At 45.2% G+C, this 22,776-nt stretch carries 16 protein-coding genes; 6 read left to right on the forward strand and 10 right to left on the reverse strand.

Annotated features, from left to right (window positions below):
• The first annotated feature begins 269 nt into the window (after positions 1–269).
• The 5 genes from secA to carB all read left to right on the forward strand — a co-directional run bounded on the left by secA (position 270) and on the right by carB (position 9,344).
• Positions 270–2,999 carry a preprotein translocase subunit SecA gene (gene secA / locus MTF70_RS14360; protein WP_025768412.1) on the forward strand — a complete coding sequence of 910 codons (2,730 nt, stop codon included), beginning with the start codon at positions 270–272 and terminating at the stop codon, positions 2,997–2,999.
• A gap of 155 nt (positions 3,000–3,154) precedes the next feature.
• Complete coding sequence (gene mutT / locus MTF70_RS14365; protein ID WP_005381867.1) at positions 3,155–3,553, forward strand: 8-oxo-dGTP diphosphatase MutT; 399 nt, start codon at positions 3,155–3,157, stop codon at positions 3,551–3,553.
• A gap of 110 nt (positions 3,554–3,663) precedes the next feature.
• Positions 3,664–4,473, forward strand: a complete 810-nt coding sequence (gene dapB, locus MTF70_RS14370) for a 4-hydroxy-tetrahydrodipicolinate reductase (protein WP_005381860.1) — start codon at positions 3,664–3,666, stop codon at positions 4,471–4,473.
• A gap of 481 nt (positions 4,474–4,954) precedes the next feature.
• Positions 4,955–6,094 carry a glutamine-hydrolyzing carbamoyl-phosphate synthase small subunit gene (gene carA / locus MTF70_RS14375; protein ID WP_017821483.1) on the forward strand — a complete coding sequence of 380 codons (1,140 nt, stop codon included), beginning with the start codon at positions 4,955–4,957 and terminating at the stop codon, positions 6,092–6,094.
• A 16-nt stretch (positions 6,095–6,110) separates the two neighbouring features.
• On the forward strand, positions 6,111–9,344 hold the full coding sequence (carB, locus tag MTF70_RS14380; protein WP_005381854.1) for a carbamoyl-phosphate synthase large subunit: 3,234 nt from the start codon (positions 6,111–6,113) through the stop codon (positions 9,342–9,344).
• 75 nt (positions 9,345–9,419) lie between these two features.
• Here carB and MTF70_RS14385 read toward each other — a convergent pair whose 3' ends face one another.
• Together MTF70_RS14385 and MTF70_RS14390 are read right to left on the reverse strand one after the other, a co-directional pair.
• Complete coding sequence (locus tag MTF70_RS14385) at positions 9,420–9,839, reverse strand: hypothetical protein (RefSeq protein ID WP_155396149.1); 420 nt, start codon at positions 9,837–9,839, stop codon at positions 9,420–9,422.
• Positions 9,829–10,743: a hypothetical protein gene (locus MTF70_RS14390; RefSeq protein WP_248394062.1), complete on the reverse strand. Its 915-nt coding sequence runs from the start codon at positions 10,741–10,743 to the stop codon at positions 9,829–9,831. Before MTF70_RS14390 ends, MTF70_RS14385 begins: the two co-directional genes overlap by 11 nt.
• A gap of 248 nt (positions 10,744–10,991) precedes the next feature.
• Here MTF70_RS14390 and MTF70_RS14395 point away from each other — a divergent pair, with 248 nt between their 5' ends.
• Entirely contained in the window at positions 10,992–11,771 is a 780-nt protein-coding gene (locus MTF70_RS14395; RefSeq protein ID WP_017821480.1) for a TSUP family transporter, read from the forward strand.
• Here MTF70_RS14395 and MTF70_RS14400 read toward each other — a convergent pair.
• From MTF70_RS14400 to gltB, 8 genes are all read right to left on the reverse strand, one after another.
• Positions 11,713–12,567: a LysR family transcriptional regulator gene (locus MTF70_RS14400; RefSeq protein ID WP_044129573.1), complete on the reverse strand. Its 855-nt coding sequence runs from the start codon at positions 12,565–12,567 to the stop codon at positions 11,713–11,715. The two genes, MTF70_RS14395 and MTF70_RS14400, sit on opposite strands and share 59 nt — an antisense overlap.
• Positions 12,568–12,695: 128 nt before the next feature.
• Positions 12,696–13,316, reverse strand: coding sequence for a TRIC cation channel family protein (locus MTF70_RS14405; RefSeq protein WP_005387377.1), 621 nt, complete (start codon positions 13,314–13,316; stop codon positions 12,696–12,698).
• Positions 13,317–13,385: 69 nt separating this feature from the next.
• A complete protein-coding gene (gene btuF, locus MTF70_RS14410; protein ID WP_025768416.1) occupies positions 13,386–14,207 on the reverse strand; it encodes a vitamin B12 ABC transporter substrate-binding protein BtuF in 822 nt (273 codons plus the stop codon).
• Entirely contained in the window at positions 14,207–15,160 is a 954-nt protein-coding gene (locus tag MTF70_RS14415) for a cobalamin biosynthesis family protein (protein WP_025768417.1), read from the reverse strand. Before MTF70_RS14415 ends, btuF begins: the two co-directional genes overlap by 1 nt.
• An 11-nt stretch (positions 15,161–15,171) precedes the next feature.
• Positions 15,172–15,867 carry a 5'-methylthioadenosine/S-adenosylhomocysteine nucleosidase gene (mtnN, locus tag MTF70_RS14420; RefSeq protein ID WP_005381837.1) on the reverse strand — a complete coding sequence of 232 codons (696 nt, stop codon included), beginning with the start codon at positions 15,865–15,867 and terminating at the stop codon, positions 15,172–15,174.
• A gap of 63 nt (positions 15,868–15,930) precedes the next feature.
• Positions 15,931–16,359 carry a DUF1499 domain-containing protein gene (locus MTF70_RS14425; protein WP_025768418.1) on the reverse strand — a complete coding sequence of 143 codons (429 nt, stop codon included), beginning with the start codon at positions 16,357–16,359 and terminating at the stop codon, positions 15,931–15,933.
• Positions 16,360–16,450: 91 nt separating this feature from the next.
• Complete coding sequence (locus tag MTF70_RS14430; RefSeq protein ID WP_005381833.1) at positions 16,451–17,863, reverse strand: FAD-dependent oxidoreductase; 1,413 nt, start codon at positions 17,861–17,863, stop codon at positions 16,451–16,453.
• 20 nt (positions 17,864–17,883) lie between these two features.
• Entirely contained in the window at positions 17,884–22,347 is a 4,464-nt protein-coding gene (gene gltB / locus MTF70_RS14435; RefSeq protein ID WP_205461395.1) for a glutamate synthase large subunit, read from the reverse strand.
• Between the last annotated feature and the right edge of the window lie 429 nt (positions 22,348–22,776).

The raw sequence follows: 22,776 nt of genomic DNA on the forward strand, positions 1-22,776 counted from the left end.
TATTGCGGTATGCAATATCGGCTAATCAGTCACCACTTTAAGTAAAAACTTCAGAGTGCTTCAAACAAATACGTCTATTTATGGTTGTATCGATTAAAAATCCTTACACTAAGCCACATTGTTTCAAAACTTAGCCTTGAAATATGGATGTTTGAACTCAATATCTTTGATAAATGATTTATCTCAGTATTCTTAGTTCCAAACTGGCAGAGACTGAAGGCATTATGAGTAGATCGGGAACGGTCTGAATAAAGAGAGATTCACGAAAAATGATAACTAAGCTACTGACAAAAGTGATTGGCAGTCGCAACGACCGAACACTGCGCCGCCTTAGAAAAATTGTAAAAGAAATTAATAACTATGAGCCAACATTCGAGGCTCTAAGTGACGAAGAGCTAAAAGCAAAGACGGTTGAATTCCGTGAGCGCCTAGAGAAGGGTGAAACTCTTGATAAACTACTTCCAGAAGCTTTTGCTACGGTTCGTGAAGCATCTAAGCGTGTCTACGGTATGCGCCACTTCGACGTCCAGCTTATCGGTGGTATGGTTCTAAATGCGGGTCAAATCGCTGAAATGCGTACGGGTGAAGGTAAAACGCTGACGGCAACGCTCCCTGCTTACCTAAATGCCCTAGCTGGTAAAGGCGTTCATATTGTAACAGTGAACGATTATCTAGCTAAACGTGATGCAGAGACAAACCGCCCTCTATTTGAATTTTTAGGTATGACTGTTGGCGTAAACGTGCCAAACATGCCTCCTCAAGAGAAAAAAGAAGCGTACCAAGCTGACATCTTGTACGGAACGAACAATGAATTTGGTTTTGACTACCTTCGTGACAATATGGCTTTCCGTAGCGAAGATCGCGTACAACGTGAACGCTTCTTTGCAGTTGTCGATGAGGTGGACTCAATCCTAATTGATGAAGCTCGTACCCCTTTAATCATTTCTGGTCCTGCTGAAGATAGCTCTGAGCTATACACCCGAATCAACCTTTTGATCCCGCATCTTAAAAAGCAAGACAAAGAAGACTCTGAAGAATATCGTGGTGATGGTCACTACACTGTTGATGAGAAATCAAAGCAAGTATACCTCACAGAAACGGGCCAAGAGTACGTTGAAGAACTGTTGGTGAAAAATGGTCTTATGGAAGAGGGTGACACACTTTACTCACCGACTAACATCAGCATGTTGCATCACGTGAATGCCGCTTTGCGTGCTCATGTGTTGTTTGAGCGCAACGTTGATTACATCGTTACTGACGAAGGTGAAGTAGTAATTGTTGATGAACATACTGGTCGTACAATGCCAGGTCGTCGTTGGTCTGAAGGTCTTCACCAAGCAGTAGAAGCGAAAGAAGGCGTTAAGATTCAAAACGAAAACCAAACTTTGGCTTCGATTACCTTCCAGAACTACTTCCGCTTATACGAAAAACTGTCTGGTATGACAGGTACTGCGGATACTGAAGCGTTTGAGTTCCAATCTATTTATGGCTTGGAAACGGTGGTTATCCCAACCAACAAACCAATGATTCGTAACGATATGCCGGATGTGGTGTACCGTACCGAAGCTGAGAAGTTTGCTGCAATCATTGAAGATATCAAAGAGCGCGTTGCGAAAGGTCAGCCAACATTGGTTGGTACCGTATCGATTGAAAAATCAGAACTACTCTCCAACGCCTTGAAGAAAGCGAAGATCAAACACAACGTATTGAATGCGAAATTCCATGAGAAGGAAGCGGAAATTGTTGCTGAAGCGGGTATGCCGGGTGCGGTAACTATCGCGACCAACATGGCCGGTCGTGGTACGGATATTGTGCTTGGCGGTAGTTGGCAATCAAAAGTGGAAGCTTTGGAGAACCCAACTCAAGAACAAATCGATGCGATTAAAGCAGAGTGGAAAGTGGTACATGATCAAGTACTAGATGCTGGTGGTCTACACATCATTGGTACTGAGCGCCACGAATCTCGCCGTATTGATAACCAGCTACGTGGTCGTTCTGGTCGTCAAGGTGATGCGGGTTCATCGCGCTTCTACCTATCTATGGAAGACTCTTTGTTACGTATTTTCACTTCTGATCGTATGGCGAGCCTTATTCAAAGTGGTATGGAAGAAGGTGAAGCTATTGAATCGAAAATGCTTTCTCGCTCAATTGAAAAAGCACAGCGCAAAGTGGAAGGTCGTAACTTTGATATCCGTAAGCAGCTACTAGAATACGATGATGTGGCGAACGATCAGCGTAAGGTTGTCTACGAGCTGCGCGACGAATTGATGAACGTTGAAGACATCAGCGGTATGATCGAGCAAAACCGTGAAGATGTGCTAACCGCGGTTATTGATGAGTACATCCCGCCACAATCACTAGAAGATATGTGGGACGTTGAAGGTCTGCAAGAGCGCTTGAAAGCAGACTTCGATCTTGATGCGCCAGTGAAGCAATGGCTTGAAGAAGACGATAAGCTTTACGAAGAGGCGCTACGCGAGAAGATCATCAATCTAGCCGTTGAAGTGTACAAAGAGAAAGAGGAAGTGGTGGGTGCGCAAGTGCTTCGTAACTTCGAGAAATCGGTTATGCTTCAAACTCTGGATACGCTTTGGAAAGATCACTTGGCAGCAATGGATCACTTGCGTCAGGGTATTCACTTACGCGGCTATGCGCAGAAGAACCCGAAACAGGAATACAAGCGTGAATCGTTTGAACTGTTTGAAGGTCTACTAGAAGCGCTGAAAACTGATGTGATTACTGTTCTATCTCGCGTTCGAGTTCAGCAACAAGAAGAAGTTGAACGTATGGAAGAGCAACGTCGTGCGCAAGCTGAAGAGGCCGCTCGTCGTGCTCAAGCGCAACACGCAGCAGCACAAAACCCTCTTTCTGAAGGTGAAGAATCTGAAGAAGGTTCAAGTCAGCCAATGGTACGTGATGAACGCAAAGTAGGTCGCAATGAGCCTTGCCCTTGTGGTAGTGGTAAGAAGTATAAACAGTGCCACGGCAAAATCGACTAACGTATTAGTCAGATAATTTTTTAAAGAGTCGCCTAGGCGGCTCTTTTTTTAAGCAAATTCTGTGGCTGTCGAATTTCATAAGTTTTGATAGCATCGGATAGTTTTAGAGATTCAAAGACCGTTGAAGTGTAACGGCTTGAGAGTTAGGAACCCCTATGAAAAGAATTCACATAGTCGCGGCTATTATTTTTAACCAAGACAAATCAAAAATTTTTATTACAAAGCGTCCAGACGACAAGCATAAAGGCGGGTTTTGGGAGTTTCCCGGCGGGAAAGTCGAGTCAGGAGAAAGTATTGAACATGCTCTAGCAAGAGAACTTGAAGAAGAGGTAGGAATTGAAGTTACTGAGCAAGCCCTTTTCGAGCATTTGGAATATGACTATCCAGACAAATCACTTAAGTTTGATTTTATTACGGTATCTAAGTTCAGTAATGAGCCTTACGGCCGAGAAGGTCAAGAAGGTCGCTGGGTTGAGATAAGAGAATTGGGTAACTATGCCTTTCCTGAAGCGAACGTGCCTATCTTGGTGCGTGTCGTAAAAGAGTTCGCTTAAGCCTGATGAACTTGCTTGTGGTAACCACGGTATGTTGTTAGTTTAAACAGATTAAGCGAAACGAGAGAACGAGAGCAAACCTCGTTATCCAGAGAAGGAGAGAAAGCGCAATGGTTCGTATTGCAATCGCAGGAGCAGCAGGCCGAATGGGCCGTAATTTGGTTAAAGCTTCACACCTTAACCCAGAGGCGACAGTGAGCGCGGGATCAGAACGACCTGAGTCCTCACTTGTCGGTGTCGATATCGGTGAACTTTGTGGTGAAGGCAAATTCGATGTGTTCTTAACGGATGATCTTGCTAAAGACGTCGATAATTTTGATGTAATCATCGATTTTACTGCCCCAGTAAGTACGTTGGCGAATCTTGAACTGTGTAAGAAGCATGGAAAGAGTATTGTGATTGGGACGACTGGTTTCAGTGATGCAGAGCGTGAACTGATTGACGAAGCCGCTAAGCAAGTGCCTGTTGTCATGGCTCCTAACTACTCTGTTGGTGTGAACCTAGTATTTAAGCTTCTTGAGAAAGCAGCCAAAGTGATGGGCGACTACTGTGATGTTGAGATTGTCGAAGCACATCATCGTCATAAAGTTGATGCTCCTTCTGGTACCGCTATCGGGATGGGCGAAGCCATTGCTGGTGCGATGGGCAACAAGCTGAATGATGTAGCTGTCTATGCGCGAGAAGGTATCACAGGTGAACGTACTAAAGATGAGATCGGCTTTGCTACAATTCGCGCTGGCGATATTGTCGGTGAGCACACAGCCATGTTTGCTGATATCGGGGAACGAGTGGAGATAACGCACAAAGCGACCGATCGTATGACGTTTGCTAATGGCGCCGTCAAGGCCGCTGTTTGGTTGAGTGCCAAACCAGCGGGCTTTTATACCATGACAGATGTTTTGGGATTGAATGAACTCTAAATACATAATTATTCGCCGGCGGTAGCCGGCTTTTTTATATCTATAGAATTAGTTGTAAATGAAATGATTCTAACAGAAAGTATTTTGGTGCTTACTTTTGTTGTTGTTTTGGTTGTTTTGTGGGTGTTTTGGGTTTTGATGTCTAAAAACTAATGTCTTTTTTGTTGGGTGAACGTTTGCGTGAAAAACTCATACTTTTTTGTGATCTCTAAAAAGTTCAAATTTGTAAAATTCATTAAACCTCTATGCCTCTCTATGTAATAGCATGTAAAAGTTATCTTTTTGGGCCTTACTGATTCAAAATGACCTTACTCGCTAGAAATTAATCATTTATTTTTGATTGTAGGTTGACAGGTTTCGAGTCCAACTTTAGAATACCGCCAATTTGTCTGAAATACCTATTTATGTAGATTTTATAGGTAAAGGAAGGCATGTTTGCAGTTTGATTTATTTTTTTTGCATTTTTATTCTGGAGGTTGTCTTGGGTAAATTAGCACTGTTGGTCCTAGAAGATGGGACAGTGTTCCGCGGAGTGTCCATAGGGGCAGATGGTCTTTCCGTTGGTGAAGTCGTTTTTAATACCTCGATGACGGGGTATCAAGAAATCCTCACTGATCCTTCCTATTCTCAGCAAATCGTCACTCTCACTTATCCTCATATTGGCAATACCGGAACCACTTCCGAAGATGAAGAATCCTCTTCCATTCATGCACAAGGCCTTGTGATTCGCGATCTTCCTCTAATCGCTTCTAACTTCCGTAACGAACAATCCCTCTCTGATTATCTTAAGTCTCAAAATATCGTTGGCATCGCTGATATCGATACTCGTAAGCTCACTCGTATCCTGCGTGAAAAAGGTGCTCAAAACGGCTGTATTGTTGCGGGCAACAACCTAGACGAAGCTTTGGCACTAGCGAAAGCAAAAGAATTCCCAGGCTTAAAAGGAATGGACCTTGCGAAAGAAGTTACAACAAAAGAAGCGTATCAATGGAAGCAAGGTTCGTGGACGCTTGAAGGTGGACTTCCAGAGGCGAAAGATGACAGCGAGCTGCCATACCACGTTGTCGCTTACGACTTTGGCGCAAAACGCAACATCTTACGAATGTTGGTTGACCGCGGCTGCCGCTTAACGGTTGTACCTGCAGAAACGTCAGCGGAAGAAGTTCTGGCACTAAATCCAGATGGCGTATTCTTATCGAACGGCCCTGGTGACCCAGAACCATGTACTTACGCGATTGAAGCAACCAAAGTGTTCCTAGAAAAAGGCCTGCCAATTTTTGGTATTTGTCTAGGTCACCAAATTCTGGCGCTAGCATCAGGTGCTCAAACGGTGAAAATGAAGTTTGGTCACCACGGTGCAAACCACCCAGTAAAAGATTTAGAGCGTAACGTTGTGATGATCACTTCGCAAAACCACGGCTTTGCGGCAGATGAAGCAACATTACCGGAAAACTTACGTGCTACTCACGTATCGCTATTTGATGGCTCTTTGCAAGGTATCCACCGCACAGACAAGCCAGCATTTAGCTTCCAAGGTCACCCAGAAGCGAGCCCTGGTCCACATGACGCGGCACCGCTATTTGACCACTTTATCGAACTAATCAAAAAACACAGCGCTTAATTCGGAGTAGTAGATAATGCCAAAACGTACTGACATTCAAAGTATTCTAATTCTTGGTGCTGGTCCGATTGTTATCGGTCAGGCATGTGAGTTTGACTACTCTGGCGCACAAGCGTGTAAAGCTCTTCGCGAAGAAGGTTACCGAGTTATCCTGGTTAACTCTAACCCAGCAACCATCATGACTGACCCAGAGATGGCAGATGCGACTTACATCGAGCCGATTCAGTGGGAAGTTGTACGCAAGATCATCGAGAAAGAACGTCCTGATGCAGTTCTGCCAACTATGGGTGGTCAGACAGCACTTAACTGTGCGTTAGATTTAGAGAAGCACGGCGTTCTCGCAGAGTTTGGCGTAGAGATGATTGGTGCAACGGCTGATGCAATCGACAAAGCGGAAGACCGTTCTCGTTTTGATAAAGCGATGAAGTCTATCGGCCTTGAGTGTCCTCGCGCAGATACAGCGAAGAGCATGGAAGAAGCTTACAAAGTTTTAGATATGGTTGGCTTCCCTTGTATCATTCGTCCATCGTTCACCATGGGTGGCACTGGTGGTGGTATCGCGTACAACAAAGAAGAGTTCGAAGAAATCTGTCGTCGCGGTCTGGACTTATCTCCGACCAACGAACTTCTTATCGATGAGTCACTAATCGGTTGGAAAGAGTACGAAATGGAAGTCGTTCGTGACAAAGCGGACAACTGTATCATCGTATGTTCAATCGAGAACTTTGACCCAATGGGTATCCATACGGGCGACTCAATCACGGTTGCTCCAGCACAAACACTGACTGACAAAGAATACCAGCTTATGCGTAATGCATCGCTAGCCGTTCTACGTGAGATTGGTGTTGAAACAGGTGGTTCAAACGTACAGTTTGGTATCAACCCGAAAGATGGTCGTATGGTCATCATCGAGATGAACCCACGTGTATCTCGCTCTTCTGCGCTAGCATCAAAAGCAACAGGCTTCCCAATCGCGAAAATTGCCGCGAAACTGGCTGTTGGCTTTACGCTAGACGAACTACAAAACGACATCACAGGTGGTGCAACACCTGCGTCATTTGAACCAACTATCGACTACGTCGTAACTAAGATCCCTCGCTTTAACTTCGAGAAATTTGCTGGTGCAAACGATCGTCTGACAACTCAGATGAAATCGGTTGGTGAGGTAATGGCGATTGGTCGTAACCAACAAGAATCTCTTCACAAAGCACTGCGTGGCCTAGAAGTTGGCGCAACTGGTTTTGATGAGATGGTCGATCTGGAAGCGCCAGATGCACTGACTAAGATTCGTCACGAACTTAAAGAAGCAGGTGCAGAGCGTATCTGGTACATCGCCGATGCATTCCGAGCGGGTATGTCAGTCGACGGTGTGTTCAACTTGACTCAAATCGACCGCTGGTTCCTGGTTCAAATCGAAGAAATTGTAAAACTCGAAGAACAAGTCAAGGCGGGCGGCTACGCAGGTTTGACCAAAGAAGTGCTTCGTCAGATGAAACGCAAAGGCTTCTCTGATGCTCGCTTGTCTAAATTGCTTGGTGTCGCTGAAAGTGAAATTCGCCGTGCTCGTGAGCAGTTTGATATTCATCCGGTTTACAAACGTGTGGATACATGTGCAGCAGAGTTTTCTTCTGACACGGCTTACATGTACTCATCTTACGATGAAGAATGTGAAGCAAACCCAACAGACAAAGATAAGATCATGGTTCTTGGTGGCGGTCCAAACCGTATCGGCCAAGGTATCGAATTCGATTACTGTTGTGTTCATGCATCACTTGCGCTGCGTGAAGACGGTTACGAAACCATTATGGTTAACTGTAACCCAGAAACGGTATCTACTGACTACGATACGTCTGATCGTCTGTACTTCGAGCCAGTAACTCTGGAAGATGTACTGTCTATCGCTCGCGTTGAAAAACCAAAAGGTGTGATTGTTCAGTACGGTGGTCAAACGCCACTTAAACTGGCTCGTGCTCTAGAAGCGGCTGGTGTGCCAATCATTGGTACTAGCCCAGATGCTATCGACCGTGCGGAAGACCGTGAACGCTTCCAAGCCGCTGTTGACCGTTTAGGTCTACTTCAGCCAGAAAACGCGACAGTAACAACGATGGAGCAAGCGGTTGAGAAATCGAAAGAAATTGGCTTCCCATTAGTTGTTCGTCCATCTTATGTACTCGGTGGTCGTGCGATGGAAATCGTATACGACGAGCAAGACCTGCGTCGCTACTTCAACGAAGCAGTAAGCGTATCGAACGAGTCTCCAGTTCTGCTAGACCGTTTCTTGGATGATGCAACCGAAGTTGATATTGATGCTATCTGTGACGGTGAACGCGTCGTTATCGGCGGTATCATGGAGCACATCGAACAAGCGGGTGTTCACTCTGGTGACTCTGCATGTTCACTGCCTGCATACACGCTAAGTCAGGAAATTCAAGACAAGATGCGTGAGCAAGTTGAGAAGTTAGCATTCGAACTCGGTGTGCGCGGTTTGATGAACACGCAGTTTGCTGTGAAAGATAACGACGTTTATCTAATTGAAGTGAACCCTCGTGCTGCTCGTACGGTACCATTCGTATCGAAAGCGACAGGCGCTCCTCTAGCGAAAATCGCTGCACGTGTAATGGCGGGTCAATCTCTAGAGTCACAAGGCTTTACTAAAGAGATTATCCCTCCTTACTACTCAGTGAAAGAAGTGGTTCTGCCGTTCAACAAATTCCCTGGTGTTGACCCTCTATTGGGCCCTGAAATGCGCTCAACAGGTGAAGTAATGGGTGTGGGTGCAACGTTCGCAGAAGCTTACGCGAAAGCAGAGCTAGGTTGTGGTGCGGTTTATCCTGAAGGTGGTCGTGCGCTACTGTCTGTACGTGAAGGTGATAAAGAGCGTGTTGTTGACCTAGCTTCTAAGTTAGTGAAACTGGGTTACCAGTTGGATGCGACACACGGTACAGCTGTAATTCTGGGCGAAGCGGGTATTAACCCACGTTTGGTAAACAAAGTACACGAAGGTCGTCCACACATTCTTGACCGCATCAAGAACAACGAATACACCTACATCGTAAACACGGCTGCTGGTCGTCAAGCGATTGAAGATTCGAAAGTTCTACGCCGTGGTGCACTGGCTGAAAAAGTGAACTACACAACGACACTGAATGCAGCGTTCGCTACATGTATGTCTCATACTGCAGACGCAAAAGCGTCAGTAACTTCGGTTCAAGAGTTACACGCTAAAGTGAAAGCGAGTCTAGACGCGTAACAGATAAAAATCAGTAAGCTCATTAATCAGGACTTACATGACAACCTCATTGCCCGCTCATTTGAGCGGGCTTTTTTATATCGAGGTTTTTCTAAAATGAAGAGCATTAAAGTGTGCTAGGAACGATTGGTATGCTTCGCTTTTGAAGATCATTAAGCTAATGATGGCAAGCAATGTACCCAAAGATGAAGAAATAGTACTACCATTTGCTACAACAAAATTAATGCTGCAAGTGAGAATGATAAAAGAGATAGTAAGTAAGTTTATTTTTGCAGCAACACTTAATCCTTTGCTTATTGTCAGAATGTTTGGAATGCATACAACAACAACCGTAATAGCTCCCAATGTAAGGAGGTAAGTATCTAGAGCAATGTGTTGAGTGAAAGAAAACCAGTCATTCCAAATGCTTAAGCTAATAGCCAGACCAATAGTCAATGCCAAGTATAAACATATACTTAGTGAGATGTTTGCTATGCTAATTGATTTAGTATTCAACTTTCAATTCCTCATAGATTCCAATAGCAAGATTTCTTAACTCTCCCGAATAACCGCTTTCTACTATGCTAATTGAGCCTCCAATTGCATCTAGAAGCTGATGAGAAATGGATGCGGATATTGTTGCTTGTGAATACCTCTTAGGAATTTCTCCTGACAACATTAGCTGTTTACGAGCTTTATTCGAAATGCTCGGAAGGTTTTTACGGATGATTTCTTTAGTTAATCTTGTTCTTTCTTGTCTGTTTAAGCCTTTTAGAATCTCGGGAACGCCTTTCTTAGTGGTTTGCTTAAGAGATTGAACCATTTTTATCGTTTGATATCCACTAGCGCCCGCTCCAGCTAAGGAGATGTAATCTAAAGCTTTAGTTGTATTTTGATACCACTCATTACTGTCTATATCCGATAATTTGTCTGGTGATTTAGATACCATACGGGTTCTTGCTACTCCAATAGCACATTGAGCTGTGGCAGCAACAGTAGCGGCGTGTGAGATATAGGACATAGTTACGCCCACAGGACCACTTACTGGTATTGTTAGCCCCGAACCAACTACCCCAATCCAGCCAATCGCTGCACCAATACAGCTAATGCTCGCTGATAGAAGCTCTTGATTGAATCTTGATTTTGACTCTTCCTGTTTTATTTTTTTTGCAAATTCTTGAGATGATTGTAATTTTATCGGTTCTCGTAGAATGATAAAGGTAGGATTGATATGGCATGTGGATTTAAAGTCTCTTAAGCGTACAACGGTGAATTTGTTATCAATATAAATTACACCCGCACCGCTAGTCTCTGGTTTAGCGTCAATAACGCTGAATAGCTGATTAATATTCACTATCTGTTCGATTTTTAAGCGTAATTGCTGTTCTTTTATTGATGGTCGAGTCAGTAAGGCTTCCATTATTTTCGTTTTTATCAGATTAAATATTTCCTATTAAGACAGCATTTTCTTTTTCTATCAAAATATTAAGAGGCTCTTGAGGTGAGGCTCTATATTTGGATGTAATTGATATTTTTAATGTATCATTCTCTAGATTTATTAACTGATGAAAATTAGGAATAGATTGGTGTCTTGACTTTCCATTGGTAGTTTTGTGAATAAGTGCTACCGTTTCTTCCTCTTTGATACCTCTTCAAAAAGGAAGTGTAGTGGAAATCACGGTTGAAATTTTGTTGGCCTTATTTTTGGTTGCGACTGCCGCAGGCTTTATTGATGCGATGGCTGGTGGGGGAGGGCTCATTACGCTCCCTGCGCTTTTGGCTGCGGGGTTGAGTCCGACTCAAGCTCTAGCGACCAATAAGTTACAAAGTTCGTTTGGCAGTTTCTCTGCTAGCTGGTATTTCGTGCGTAACGGTATTGTTAGCTTAAAGGAAATGCGTTTTGCGATACTCTGCACTTTTATAGGCGCTGCAATCGGTGCCGAGGCTGTGCAGTTTATTGATGCTAGCGTACTCACCAGTTTGATCCCTGTTCTTTTGATAGCCATTTCCCTCTATTTTTTACTCGCGCCAAGTACGCGAAAAATCGATGGAGAACCAAAGTTATCTGAAGCGATGTTTGCGCTATGCATTGGTGGCGGGATCGGTTTCTATGATGGCTTTTTTGGCCCTGGGACTGGATCTATTTTTACTGTTTGTTTTGTTGCACTAGGTCACTTTTCTTTGGTCGAAGCCACAGCTAGAACCAAAATCCTCAATTTCACGTCAAACATTGCGGCACTACTCTTTTTTATCTTAGCTGGGTTGCCAGTGTGGAAGCTTGGCTTAACTATGGCTGTTGGCGGTTTTCTTGGTGCTCAGTTAGGGGCGAAGGTCGTGGTAAGTAAAGGGCAAAAATGGATTCGTCCTCTAGTTATAGTGATGTCGATGCTTATGGCAACGAAACTTCTTTGGCAACAACATCAGCAATGGATTCTGTCAGTGCTTTAACTCGCTCGCTACGATATGTGCTGTGACGTAAGCAGATATGTATTGGTCGAACTAACTGATCTAGCTCTTCAAAGTCATAGCAGAACTTAGGTGTGATATTAAGTATCGTTAGGATAGATTTAGGGATTAAAGCGGGAGCCATACCTCCCAAAGCCAGTTGTGCTGCCGCAGTATACGAATCCATTTCCATCAAAGGTTCGATTCCGTGTTTGGATAAAATAGCTTGTTGATATGTGTTGGCAGGGTTAGTTAGGTCATTGGTCAAAATAGCTTTAGGTAGTTGTGAAAGTGAATGTCGACTGACAATTGAGAAAGGTTCATCGGCGAGGTGAAGGCTCATTAATCCATGGTGAGGCGGTAAATAACCAGCACAGAATCCCAGTGTCGCTTTACCTGATTTCACATTCTCAATAATGCGTGGCGTATGATTGGTCGATATTCGTATGTACTGATCATGGGCAAAGTGTTCTGCCATGATCATGCTGAGGTATCCCGCCACTAAGGTTTCAGAGCAGTCCATTTTGATTAAAGAAGTGTCTTCTATTTGTTGTTGATCGTAGATTTTTCCTCTTAACTCATTGAACGTGGGTTCTATTGTGTTTATGAGGGCAAGGCCATCGGAGGTCAGCTTTATGTGCCGACCATTTGGCTCTATCAATTTTTTTCCTAACTTCTTCTCTAGATTTGAAATACGTTTACTCACGGCAGACTGACTAATATAGAGTTGACTGCCCGTGCGGCTCATGGTTTTTTCTTTACTGAGGATAAGTAACGTTTCAATACCTTCAAGCAACATAATGATTAATGAAAGTTAGGAATGGTTGAGATAATTTAGCGAATTGCCCAAGAATTGGCGAATCAAATGAGCATAAATGAGAGGAGCCGACACTTGGTCGACTCCATGATGAGTGATGTTGTTGGTGTTTAACGGTTAATGGCGAAAGTTGGCAGGGATAGATGCCAACGAATCGCACCGAGACGTATAATGAGCGTTGAGATTACACCAGCGAGTAAAGCCGTTGAGTGGTCATAACCCATGTTTACCGCCATCGTATGGAAGATGCCGCCAATAATACATGCCGTAGCATAGACTTCACTTCTTAATACCATAGGAACTTCGCGAGCCAACACGTCTCGTATAATGCCACCGCCACAGCCAGTAATAACCCCCATTATCACCGCGACCATCCCAGAAGCATTGTAGGCGAGTGCCTTTTCTACTCCTATTCCCACAAATACAGCGAGACCGATGGCATCACAAACGGGTAATACCCACCATGAGAGTCGCTTGGGTCTTCGAATAACAAGCATGGTTAGTAGACACGTAACAAATATCACCCATAAGTAAGTCGTATCTGTTATCCAAAATACGGGAGTGGCACCAAGCGCCATGTCTCGGATTGTTCCGCCACCTATAGCAGTCACACTGCCGAGCACGATAACGCCGAATGGATCCATTTTTAAACGGCCCGCCAGTAATACGCCAGAGATGGCGAAAACAGCGGTACCGAACAAATCGATCATATAAAGCAGCATGGAGTCCATGTTACTTAGTACCTTTAAATAGTGTGAGAAAAAATGGGCGGAAATTGTACGGTATTTGCCACGAAATCGTTAGCGTTTTTGACGAACGCTTTTAAAGTGCTCACACACTTCCTTGATCGCGTTCAATGTGCGTGGTGTCGGACGGTTAATCCAATCAGAGTTTAGGGACCAGATGTGTTTGTTTTTAAGGGCAAGAAGCTCATTACTCCACTCAGCCCACATACCATCGTTACTCATTGCGTGACGAGAAGTAAAAATAACCTCTGGCTGGCGAGTAATGACTTGTTCGATGCTAACTTGAGGATAAGGCGCGCTGGATGCGGCGAAAATGTTCTCACCACCGCAAAAAGTAAAGACTTCACTTGGCCAGTTCTTTCCAGCGACAGTGATGATAGGCTTTTCACTCAACTGATAAAAGTAACGAACTTTCTCGTTCGTGTTGTACTGTTCTTTTAGTGTACTCAGCTGCGTTCTAAAATCTTCAGCGGCCTTTTTTCCTACTTGTGGAGTTTCGCTGTATTGGCTGAGTTGCTCGATATTATTGGCGATATCTTCTAATGAACCTGTAGTGGAGTAATAGATAGGAATACCGAACTGTTTAATTTTCTCCAACTCTTTAGCGGGGTTTCCGGCTGGCCAAGCAATCACTAAGTCCGGTTGAAGAGCAATAATGCGCTCTAATTTAATTCCTTGATAATTTGAGACTCTTTCTAGCTGCTTTGCCTGTTCTGGATAATCGCTCATTTCGCTGACAGCAACAAGCTGGTCTCCTAGCCCTGCAGCAAAGGCAATTTCGGTGGCATGTGGAGCTAAACTTATAATGCGTTGAGCGGGTTGAGCGACGGTCGCTGTCGAAACAAACAGCGTTAATGCGAAGCATAATTTATTCATCATAATCCTTGATAAATTATTCCTAAAAGCAAACTTTGGATTGCGATCCAAGCCAGGACGCGCCAAACGAGCAGCGTATGTATTTGTGAAAGGTGAATAGCCGATGGCGCAATGCGCCCACCGATTTTTGCGCGCTCTGCACGCACACCTTGATAGATAGCAGGGCCGCATAAAGACAGTTGTAGTTTGTGTCCGATAGTACATAACACCCAACTAGGTCCTGGTAAGGGCCAAGACTTCGCTTGCTGTTGTATTCCAGAGAGCACATTACTTGTATTCTTTCCGGCAGCTAAAAGTATGGCAAAGAGACGAAGTGGAATAATATCCAGAGTAGCAACCAGTTGAACCACAGGTTTACCAAAGGGCAAATATTGGCGTCGGCTAGGGGACCACACTCGCGCTAATTCTGTTGTGAGTCGATACATTAACGCACCAATACCACCTGTTAGTGCGTACCAAAATAGCACACCGATCACGTTGCGGCTGTATGCCATAATCAGGGTTTCTGAGCCAGCTTTACCTATGCCAACGAGCGAGAGGCTACCAGTATCGCGATTAAGATATGGTTGCAGTAATGCTCGACATTGGGCTTTGTCTTCCGAAGAGATACTTGTGACGAGCTGTTTCGTTAACGTTTCGCTGTTGCGCCAGTCTAGCGCAAGGATCAATAGAACCAGTTCATATAAAGGGATTTGCCAAACAAATGGCTTTACTGCAATCAGTAATATCAAGCAAGGAAACAGCATCAAGCCTAATGCAAGACTGCCTGAGATTACACTCTGTGAGTAATTGTGATTATTGTTCACTTTGTTAGCTAGCTGCTCTGCTAGCTTTCGCCATAAAGTGATGGGGTGCGCTGAATGGGGGATTGGCACTAAAAGGTGCAAGATCAGTGCACCCCACATAATGAGGAGCGCACCGTTGGCATAAAATGACTGAAAAACTTCTTCCATGAATGAGTCGTTTACTTAATGAGTTCCAGCATTTTGAATACCATTTCGGAAGAGCTTTTTGCTGCTAGAGGCAGGAACTCATCAAAGCTCATTGGTGATTCTTTATCAGCGACATCAGAGATTGCACGCACAACAACAAACGGTGTGTTGAATTGGTGACAAGTTTGAGCGATAGCAGATGCTTCCATTTCTACAGCGATAACTGACGGGAAGTGTTTACGAATAAACTCTTGACGCTCAGCAGTACAAACAAACGCATCGCCAGTACAAATTAGGCCGCGAACCGCATGAGTGTTTTCCATTTGTGCTAGGGCTTTTTCGGCTAAGTCCATTAGCTTGTCATCCGCTTTGAATGCAGCTGGTTGACCGGCCATTTGGCCAATCTCATAACCAAAAGCGGTTACGTCTGCATCGTGATGACGAACTTCTGTAGAGATAACTACATCGCCAAGGTTTAAGCTTGAATCGAAACCGCCAGCAGAGCCTGTGTTAATCACAACGTCTGGTTGGTATTCATCAAGAAGGATTGTCGTGCCCACTGCCGCTGCAACTTTACCGATGCCCGATTGTAGTACGACGACTTCAACATCGTTAATTTGACCAGAGAAAAACGTACAACCTGCTTTATTTACAGTTTTGCAGTTTGTAATTGCTTGCTTCAGGATGGTCACTTCTTGTTCCATCGCACCGATGATACCAACTTTCATAACACTCTCTTTAGGTAAATATTTTAGTTGGCCGAGAGTATAGCACTCCCCGTTGGCAGTTTTCTATTTGATGAGCTTAGCTTGAGTGAGCTTTTCTCGTAATTGATCGGCGCGCTTTCTGTTTACGCCAAAGTCAGAGTAGCCCACACGAGATTCCGAGCGCACAATCAGTTGGTCTCCTGCTATTTTTAGTTCGAGGTCATCCACGAAGCGCATGATTTTAGATGTGCACTCGATACGAAGGTAGTTGCTTTCTTTCACCGCGGTTTTCGCGCCTGGCAGTTCAAGCGCAACTTGCTCAATAGCGTCGATGTTCGCTGAATCAACTAAGATAAATGGCGTTAGGTTGTATTTTTCTCGCGTGTCTTGGGTGGAGACGCAGTTTGGTTTGTCACCACAAGGTGATTGAGAACGATCCGTCATGGTTGTGACTCCTTGGCTACAAGCGGTTAAGCCGAGCAAAGTAATGGAAAGGAGAGCGGCTTTTTTCATTATATTTACTCTTATAATTTTGTTTCTAATTATATGGATACAAAAGAAAAAGGATCCAATAACAGGACCCTTTTTGTGAGGTTAGCTGAGATTAAACTTCGAGGTAATCGAGAATGCCTTCTGCCGCTTTTCGTCCTTCATCAATTGCGGTTACGACAAGATCAGAACCTCGTACCGCATCGCCGCCCGCGAAGATCTTTTCATTGCTGGTCTGGAATTGGAACTCTTGCTTCGCAGGGGCTTTGATACGACCCCATTGATCCAAATCGACATCAAACGGTGCTAACCAGTCCATTTTGTGCGGCTGGAAACCAAACGCCATGATAACAACGTCTGCTGGTAGAACGTGCTCGCTGCCTTCAACGGGCTCTGGGCGTCGGCGACCCGCTTCATCAGGTTCACCAAGTGCGGTTTTCACCACTTTGACCCCCGAGACTTTGCCTGACGCATCCACTTCAACTCCCAAAGGCTGAAGGTTGAACATGAACTTCACGCCTTCTTCCTTTGCGTTTTTTACCTCGCGACGAGAGCCCGGCATGTTGGCCTCATCACGACGATAAGCACAAACTACATTGGAGGCACCTTGGCGAATTGAGGTACGAACGCAGTCCATTGCTGTATCACCACCACCCAGTACGACGACTTTCTTTCCTGCCATATCGATAAAGGGTTGGTTACTCTCAAGATCCATGACTTTGTAGGTGTTCGAAACTAAAAATGGCAGCGCGTCATACACACCCGGTGCATCTTCATTATCTAGACCTGCACGCATGTATTTATAGGTGCCAACGCCCAAGAAAACAGCATCGTATTCATCAAGCAGCTCTTGCATTTGGACATCTTTGCCTACTTCCATGTTCATGCGGAACTCGACGCCCATTTCAGTGAACACACGGCGGCGGTTTTCCATCACGCCTTTTTCAAGCTTGAAGGAAGGAATACCGAAGGTCAGAAGGCCTCCAATTTCAGGGTAGCGGTCAAACACGACTGGCTTAACGCCATTGCGCACTAGGATATCCGCGGCAGCCAAGCCAGCTGGGCCTGCTCCAATGATTGCGACCTTTTTATCGGTCCACTCCACCTTGGACATATCTGGCTTCCAGCCCATTTCAAACGCTTTGTCGGTAATGTACTTTTCTATGTTACCGATGGTGACGGCACCAAAGTCATCATTAAGCGTGCATGAACCTTCACATAGGCGGTCTTGAGGACAAACGCGCCCACATACTTCCGGTAGGCTGTTGGTTTGATGCGATAGTTCAACCGCTTCAAGAATACGACCTTCATTGGCAAGTTTTAACCATTGAGGGATGTAGTTGTGGACTGGGCATTTCCATTCACAATATGGGTTGCCACAATCTAAGCAGCGATCCGCTTGTGCAGTCGCCTGTTGTTTAGTGAACGGTTCATAGATTTCAACGAACTCGATCTTACGAACTTTGATAGGCTTTTTCGCAGGATCTACACGCTGCACATCGATAAATTGATAAACGTTCTGGCTCATGATTCAAACATCCTCCATGATTACTGTGCTTGAACACGCAGCTCTGCGGCACTGCGGCTCTGGTGACCAAGTAGCGTGCGAAGATCTGCCGCTTGTGGTTTCACCAAATAGAACTTTGGAATCCATTCATCAAAGTTCGCCAAAATATTTTCAGCATGACTCGACCCTGTTTCTTCAAGGTGTTCCGCAATTAGGCCACGCAAATGTTCTTGGTGGATGTAAAGATCGGACAATGAGATGGCTTCGACAGACTCAGTATTAACTCGACCTTCAAAGCTTTGGTTCTCATCCAGAACATAGGCAAAGCCTCCAGTCATACCCGCGCCAAAGTTCACACCTGTCGCACCAAGAATGGCAACAATACCGCCAGTCATGTACTCACAAGCGTTATCGCCAGCACCTTCAATGACGGCTATCGTACCTGAGTTTCGTACGCCGAAACGCTCACCTGCTTTACCGGCTGCAAATAGTTTACCGCCGGTCGCGCCGTACAGACAGGTGTTACCAATGATGGTTGCTTCATTACACTTAAATGCAGTGCCAAGGTGAGGTTTGATAACCACTTTACCACCCGCCATGCCTTTGCCCACGTAGTCGTTCGCATCGCCCGTGAGGTAAAGCTCTACACCACCTGCGTTCCAAACACCAAAGGACTGGCCTGCGGTGCCGTCAAGATAGATTTTGATAGGGGAAGCCGCCAACCCTTGGTTGCCATAGCGTTTTGCTATTTCGCCAGATAAGCGTGCACCAACAGAACGATCAGTGTTGATGACATTGTAGAAGAAACTTGCCGATTGACTGTTTTCGACCGCATGCATGGCATCATCAACGATCTTTTGGTTGAGCTCAGCTTTATCAAACGGTTTGTTTGGCTCTGTCCAAAATAGCGGATGGCCCTCAGGTGATACTGGAGCTTCTAGAATATTGGATAGATCCAGCTTGGTCTGTTTCGCTGTAAATCCCTCTACTGCCTCAAGTAAATCGGTACGACCAATCAAGTCCGTCAGCTTTTCAACGCCAAGTTCGGCGAGTAATCCGCGCACTTCGTCTGCCAGGCCGATGAAGTAATTCATCACCATTTCTGGTAGACCTTTGAAGTATTCTTTACGCAGTGTCTCGTCTTGAGTCGCAACCCCAGTTGCACAGTTGTTGAGGTGACAAATTCGTAGGAACTTACAACCCATAGCGACCATTGGCGCAGTACCAAAACCGAAGCTTTCTGCACCTAAAATTGCGGCTTTAACTACGTCTAAACCAGTCTTTAGACCACCGTCTACCTGTAGGCGGATCTTATGACGCAGACCATTAGCAACCAGAGCTTGTTGTGTCTCTGCCAACCCCAACTCCCAAGGGCTACCAGCGTATTTTACCGAAGTTAATGGGCTTGCTGCGGTACCACCGTCGTAACCCGAAATGGTAATAAGATCAGCGTAAGCCTTGGCTACACCCGTTGCGATGGTGCCGACACCTGGCTCGGAGACGAGTTTTACCGAAACCAGCGCATTCGGGTTGACTTGTTTAAGGTCGAAGATCAGCTGGGCCAAATCTTCAATCGAATAGATATCGTGATGCGGAGGAGGGGAGATCAGAGTCACGCCTTGTACCGAATAACGCAGTTTTGCGATTTCTGCGGTGACTTTGTGTCCTGGTAGCTGTCCACCTTCACCCGGTTTCGCACCTTGTGCCACCTTGATTTGCAGTACATCCGCATTAGTCAGGTAATGCGGCGTTACACCAAATCGGCCAGAAGCAATCTGTTTGATACGTGAGTTACGCTCAGTACCGAAACGGCGAGGATCTTCACCGCCTTCACCCGAGTTAGAGTAACCACCAAGACGGTTCATCGCCGTTGCAAGTGCTTCATGCGCTTCTGGGCTAAGTGCGCCAATGGACATTGCCGCTGAGTCAAAGCGTTTGAACAGTTCAGTGCGTGGTTCTATTTGCTCAAGTGGCAGCGGTGAGTCTGATTTTTTCAGCGACATTAAGTCACGCAGCATGGCAACAGGGCGTTGGTTTACCTGCTTAGCAAAGCTCTGATAGTCGTTACTTTCGCCAGATTTAACGGCCTGTTGCAGCGTGCCGACGACATCCGGGTTGTAAGCATGATACTCACCTCCATGGACGTACTTTAACAAGCCGCCATGATCAATCGATTTGCGTTTCGCCCATGCTTTACGAGATAAGTTTGTAAGATCTTGCTGGAAGTCGTCAAAATTCGCGCCTTCAATTCGAGTTGTGACGCCTTTAAAACACAGATCGACCACATTTTGGCTCAAGCCAACTGCTTCAAACAGTTGTGAGCAGCGGTAAGAGGCGATGGTTGAGATCCCCATTTTCGACATGATCTTGTACAGGCCTTTGTTGATGCCGTATTGGTAGTTTTGCATCACATCGCGGTAGTCTTTCTCTAGTGCTTTATCATCAATCAGTTTACCTAACGCTTCATAAGCAAGGTATGGGTAAACCGCAGTGGCACCAAAACCAAGTAAGACGGCAAATTGGTGTGGATCACGGGCTGTTGCGGTTTCGACAACAATGTTGGCATCGCAACGTAAGTTCGCGTCAATCAGACGAGTTTGAACGGCGCCGACTGCCATTGCTGCCGGAATTGGTAACTTACCTTTGACCAAGGCTCTGTCCGAAAGAACCACTAAAACCGTGCCTTCACGAACGACTTGCTCTGCTTGCTCACACAGATCATTAATGGCTTGTTTAAGATCTTTTTGTTGTGGGTCGTAGTTGATATCGAGAATGGTATTACGGTAATGATCGTCACTCAGCTCTAGTAGTTGCTGCATGTCAGAATAGAGCAGTACTGGAGAATCAAAGGTTACACGATGCGCGTGGCCATCGGTTTCACAGAAGACATTCATTTCCTGACCGATGCTGGTCGCCAGCGACATGACGTGTTTCTCACGCAGTGGATCGATTGGTGGGTTGGTGACCTGCGCGAACTTCTGACGGAAGTAATCAGTCACCAAGCGCTCTTTCGAAGAAAGAACCGCCATCGGGGTGTCATCACCCATCGAACCGACGGCTTCTTGCCCCATATCACCGAGGACACGCAATACTTGATCGACTTCTTCATTGCTCATAGCAAACTGCTTTTGATAAGTCTTAAGCAAGTCTTCATCAAAGCTGCGCTCACCTACTTGATCTTCAGGCAGCTGAGAGAACGGTGTTAGTTTGCGAACGTTGTTCTCCATCCATTCGCGATAAGGGTGACGAGATTTCAGGTCATTATCGATCTCGCTAGATTGCCAAAGCTTACCTTTACGAGTGTCGATGACGAGCAATTCCCCCGGACCTACACGACCTTTTTTGGCAACTTCATCTGGGGCGTAATTCCAAATCCCTACCTCAGACGCCAGAGTGATCAACTTGTCTTTGGTAATTACATAACGCGCAGGACGTAGACCGTTTCGGTCTAGGTTACAAGCAGCATAACGACCATCGGACAGTACGATACCTGCTGGGCCATCCCATGGTTCCATGTGTTTGGAGTTGAAATCGTAAAACGCACGCAAATCCGGATCCATGTCAGGGTGGTTTTGCCATGCTGGCGGCACAAGCATACGCATGGCACGGAAGATATCCATGCCGCCAGCTAAAAAGAGATCTAGCATATTATCTAGGCTAGACGAGTCTGAGCCTGTCTCGTTCACAAACGGTGCTGCAGTTTGTAGGTCAGGCAGCAGTGGTGACGAGAACTTGTAAGCACGAGCGCGTGCCCATTGTCGGTTACCTTCAATGGTATTGATCTCACCATTATGAGCAAGGTAGCGGAACGGTTGAGCTAATGGCCAACGCGGTTGAGTGTTGGTAGAAAAACGCTGGTGGAACAGACAGATAGCAGATTCCATACGTAGATCGGCAAGATCAAGATAAAAGCGCGGTAAGTCCGCAGGCATGCATAGGCCTTTGTACACCAAAACTTGAGTCGATAAGCTACAGATGTAGAAATCCGGATCTTCGGTGATTTGTTTCTCGATGCGACGGCGTGCGATGTAGAGACGACGTTCAATGTCGCGTTCGCGCCAACCTGCCGGTGCAGAGACAAAGACTTGCTGAATATTTGGAAGCGAGTTGGCCGCAATTGGACCGAGTACTTCTGAATTAGTTGGTACTTCACGCCAACCAGCCACAGTTAGCGTCTCTTGCGCCAGTTCTTTGTTGACGATGTCTTTAGCGAGTTGAGCTTTGACTGGATCTTGGTTGAAGAAAATCATCCCTACGGCGTATTGCTTGCCAAGGTTGAAACCATTTTCTTCGGCAATAAGACGTAAATAGGAATCGGGCTTTTGTAATAGAAGACCACAACCATCACCAGTTTTACCATCGGCGGCGATACCACCACGGTGAGTCATGCGGTCAAGTGCAGAAATTGCTGTACGTACCAGCTTGTGGCTTTGTTCGCCTTCCATATGCGTGATCAAGCCAAATCCACAGTTGTCTTTCTCAAGACTTGGATCATAAAGAGCCATTGCAATTCTCCCTTTGCTTATCCGTCATCCCGACAGATATATCAACACTGCTTACGTTGATATCGATGACTAACTATGCGTCATCTTTATAGCTTTATGTATAATTATTCAGTAAAAATTGTGAAATATTTAACATTTTTTGAGTGTTTTATTTTCATCAACTTCACAAGCTATAGCTTATTGTAAAAAAGGTCAAGTTATTAGTGGATCATCACGTGAATATACGATTTACCATTTAATAAGCTAAAATAGTTTAATAATTTCAAATAGATAGAAAATTGATTGTTACAAAAAAGTAACATTTGATTCTGTGGGAGATAAAAAAGACCAGCATAAAATGCTGGTCAAAATAGAAAGATTGGAAGGAATTGTTTTCTTTCTTCACCGATAGCCATCGATATTGCTGATGGCTATTAGGCAATTGAAAGA

Source organism: Vibrio sp. 2CM40D (assembly GCF_023161825.1).
Lineage (GTDB): Bacteria > Pseudomonadota > Gammaproteobacteria > Enterobacterales > Vibrionaceae > Vibrio > Vibrio alginolyticus.

Excerpts from the sequence above, each read along its gene's own strand:
- secA (WP_025768412.1), top strand. The coding sequence starts at position 270 with ATGATAACTAAGCTACTGACAAAAGTGATTGGCAGTCGCAACGACCGA.
- mutT (WP_005381867.1), top strand. The coding sequence starts at position 3,155 with ATGAAAAGAATTCACATAGTCGCGGCTATTATTTTTAACCAAGACAAA.
- dapB (WP_005381860.1), top strand. The coding sequence starts at position 3,664 with ATGGTTCGTATTGCAATCGCAGGAGCAGCAGGCCGAATGGGCCGTAAT.
- carB (WP_005381854.1), top strand. The coding sequence starts at position 6,111 with ATGCCAAAACGTACTGACATTCAAAGTATTCTAATTCTTGGTGCTGGT.
- MTF70_RS14390 (WP_248394062.1), bottom strand. The coding sequence starts at position 10,743 with ATGGAAGCCTTACTGACTCGACCATCAATAAAAGAACAGCAATTACGC.
- MTF70_RS14400 (WP_044129573.1), bottom strand. The coding sequence starts at position 12,567 with ATGTTGCTTGAAGGTATTGAAACGTTACTTATCCTCAGTAAAGAAAAA.
- MTF70_RS14405 (WP_005387377.1), bottom strand. The coding sequence starts at position 13,316 with ATGGACTCCATGCTGCTTTATATGATCGATTTGTTCGGTACCGCTGTT.
- btuF (WP_025768416.1), bottom strand. The coding sequence starts at position 14,207 with ATGAATAAATTATGCTTCGCATTAACGCTGTTTGTTTCGACAGCGACC.
- MTF70_RS14415 (WP_025768417.1), bottom strand. The coding sequence starts at position 15,160 with ATGGAAGAAGTTTTTCAGTCATTTTATGCCAACGGTGCGCTCCTCATT.
- mtnN (WP_005381837.1), bottom strand. The coding sequence starts at position 15,867 with ATGAAAGTTGGTATCATCGGTGCGATGGAACAAGAAGTGACCATCCTG.
- MTF70_RS14425 (WP_025768418.1), bottom strand. The coding sequence starts at position 16,359 with ATGAAAAAAGCCGCTCTCCTTTCCATTACTTTGCTCGGCTTAACCGCT.
- MTF70_RS14430 (WP_005381833.1), bottom strand. The coding sequence starts at position 17,863 with ATGAGCCAGAACGTTTATCAATTTATCGATGTGCAGCGTGTAGATCCT.
- gltB (WP_205461395.1), bottom strand. The coding sequence starts at position 22,347 with ATGGCTCTTTATGATCCAAGTCTTGAGAAAGACAACTGTGGATTTGGC.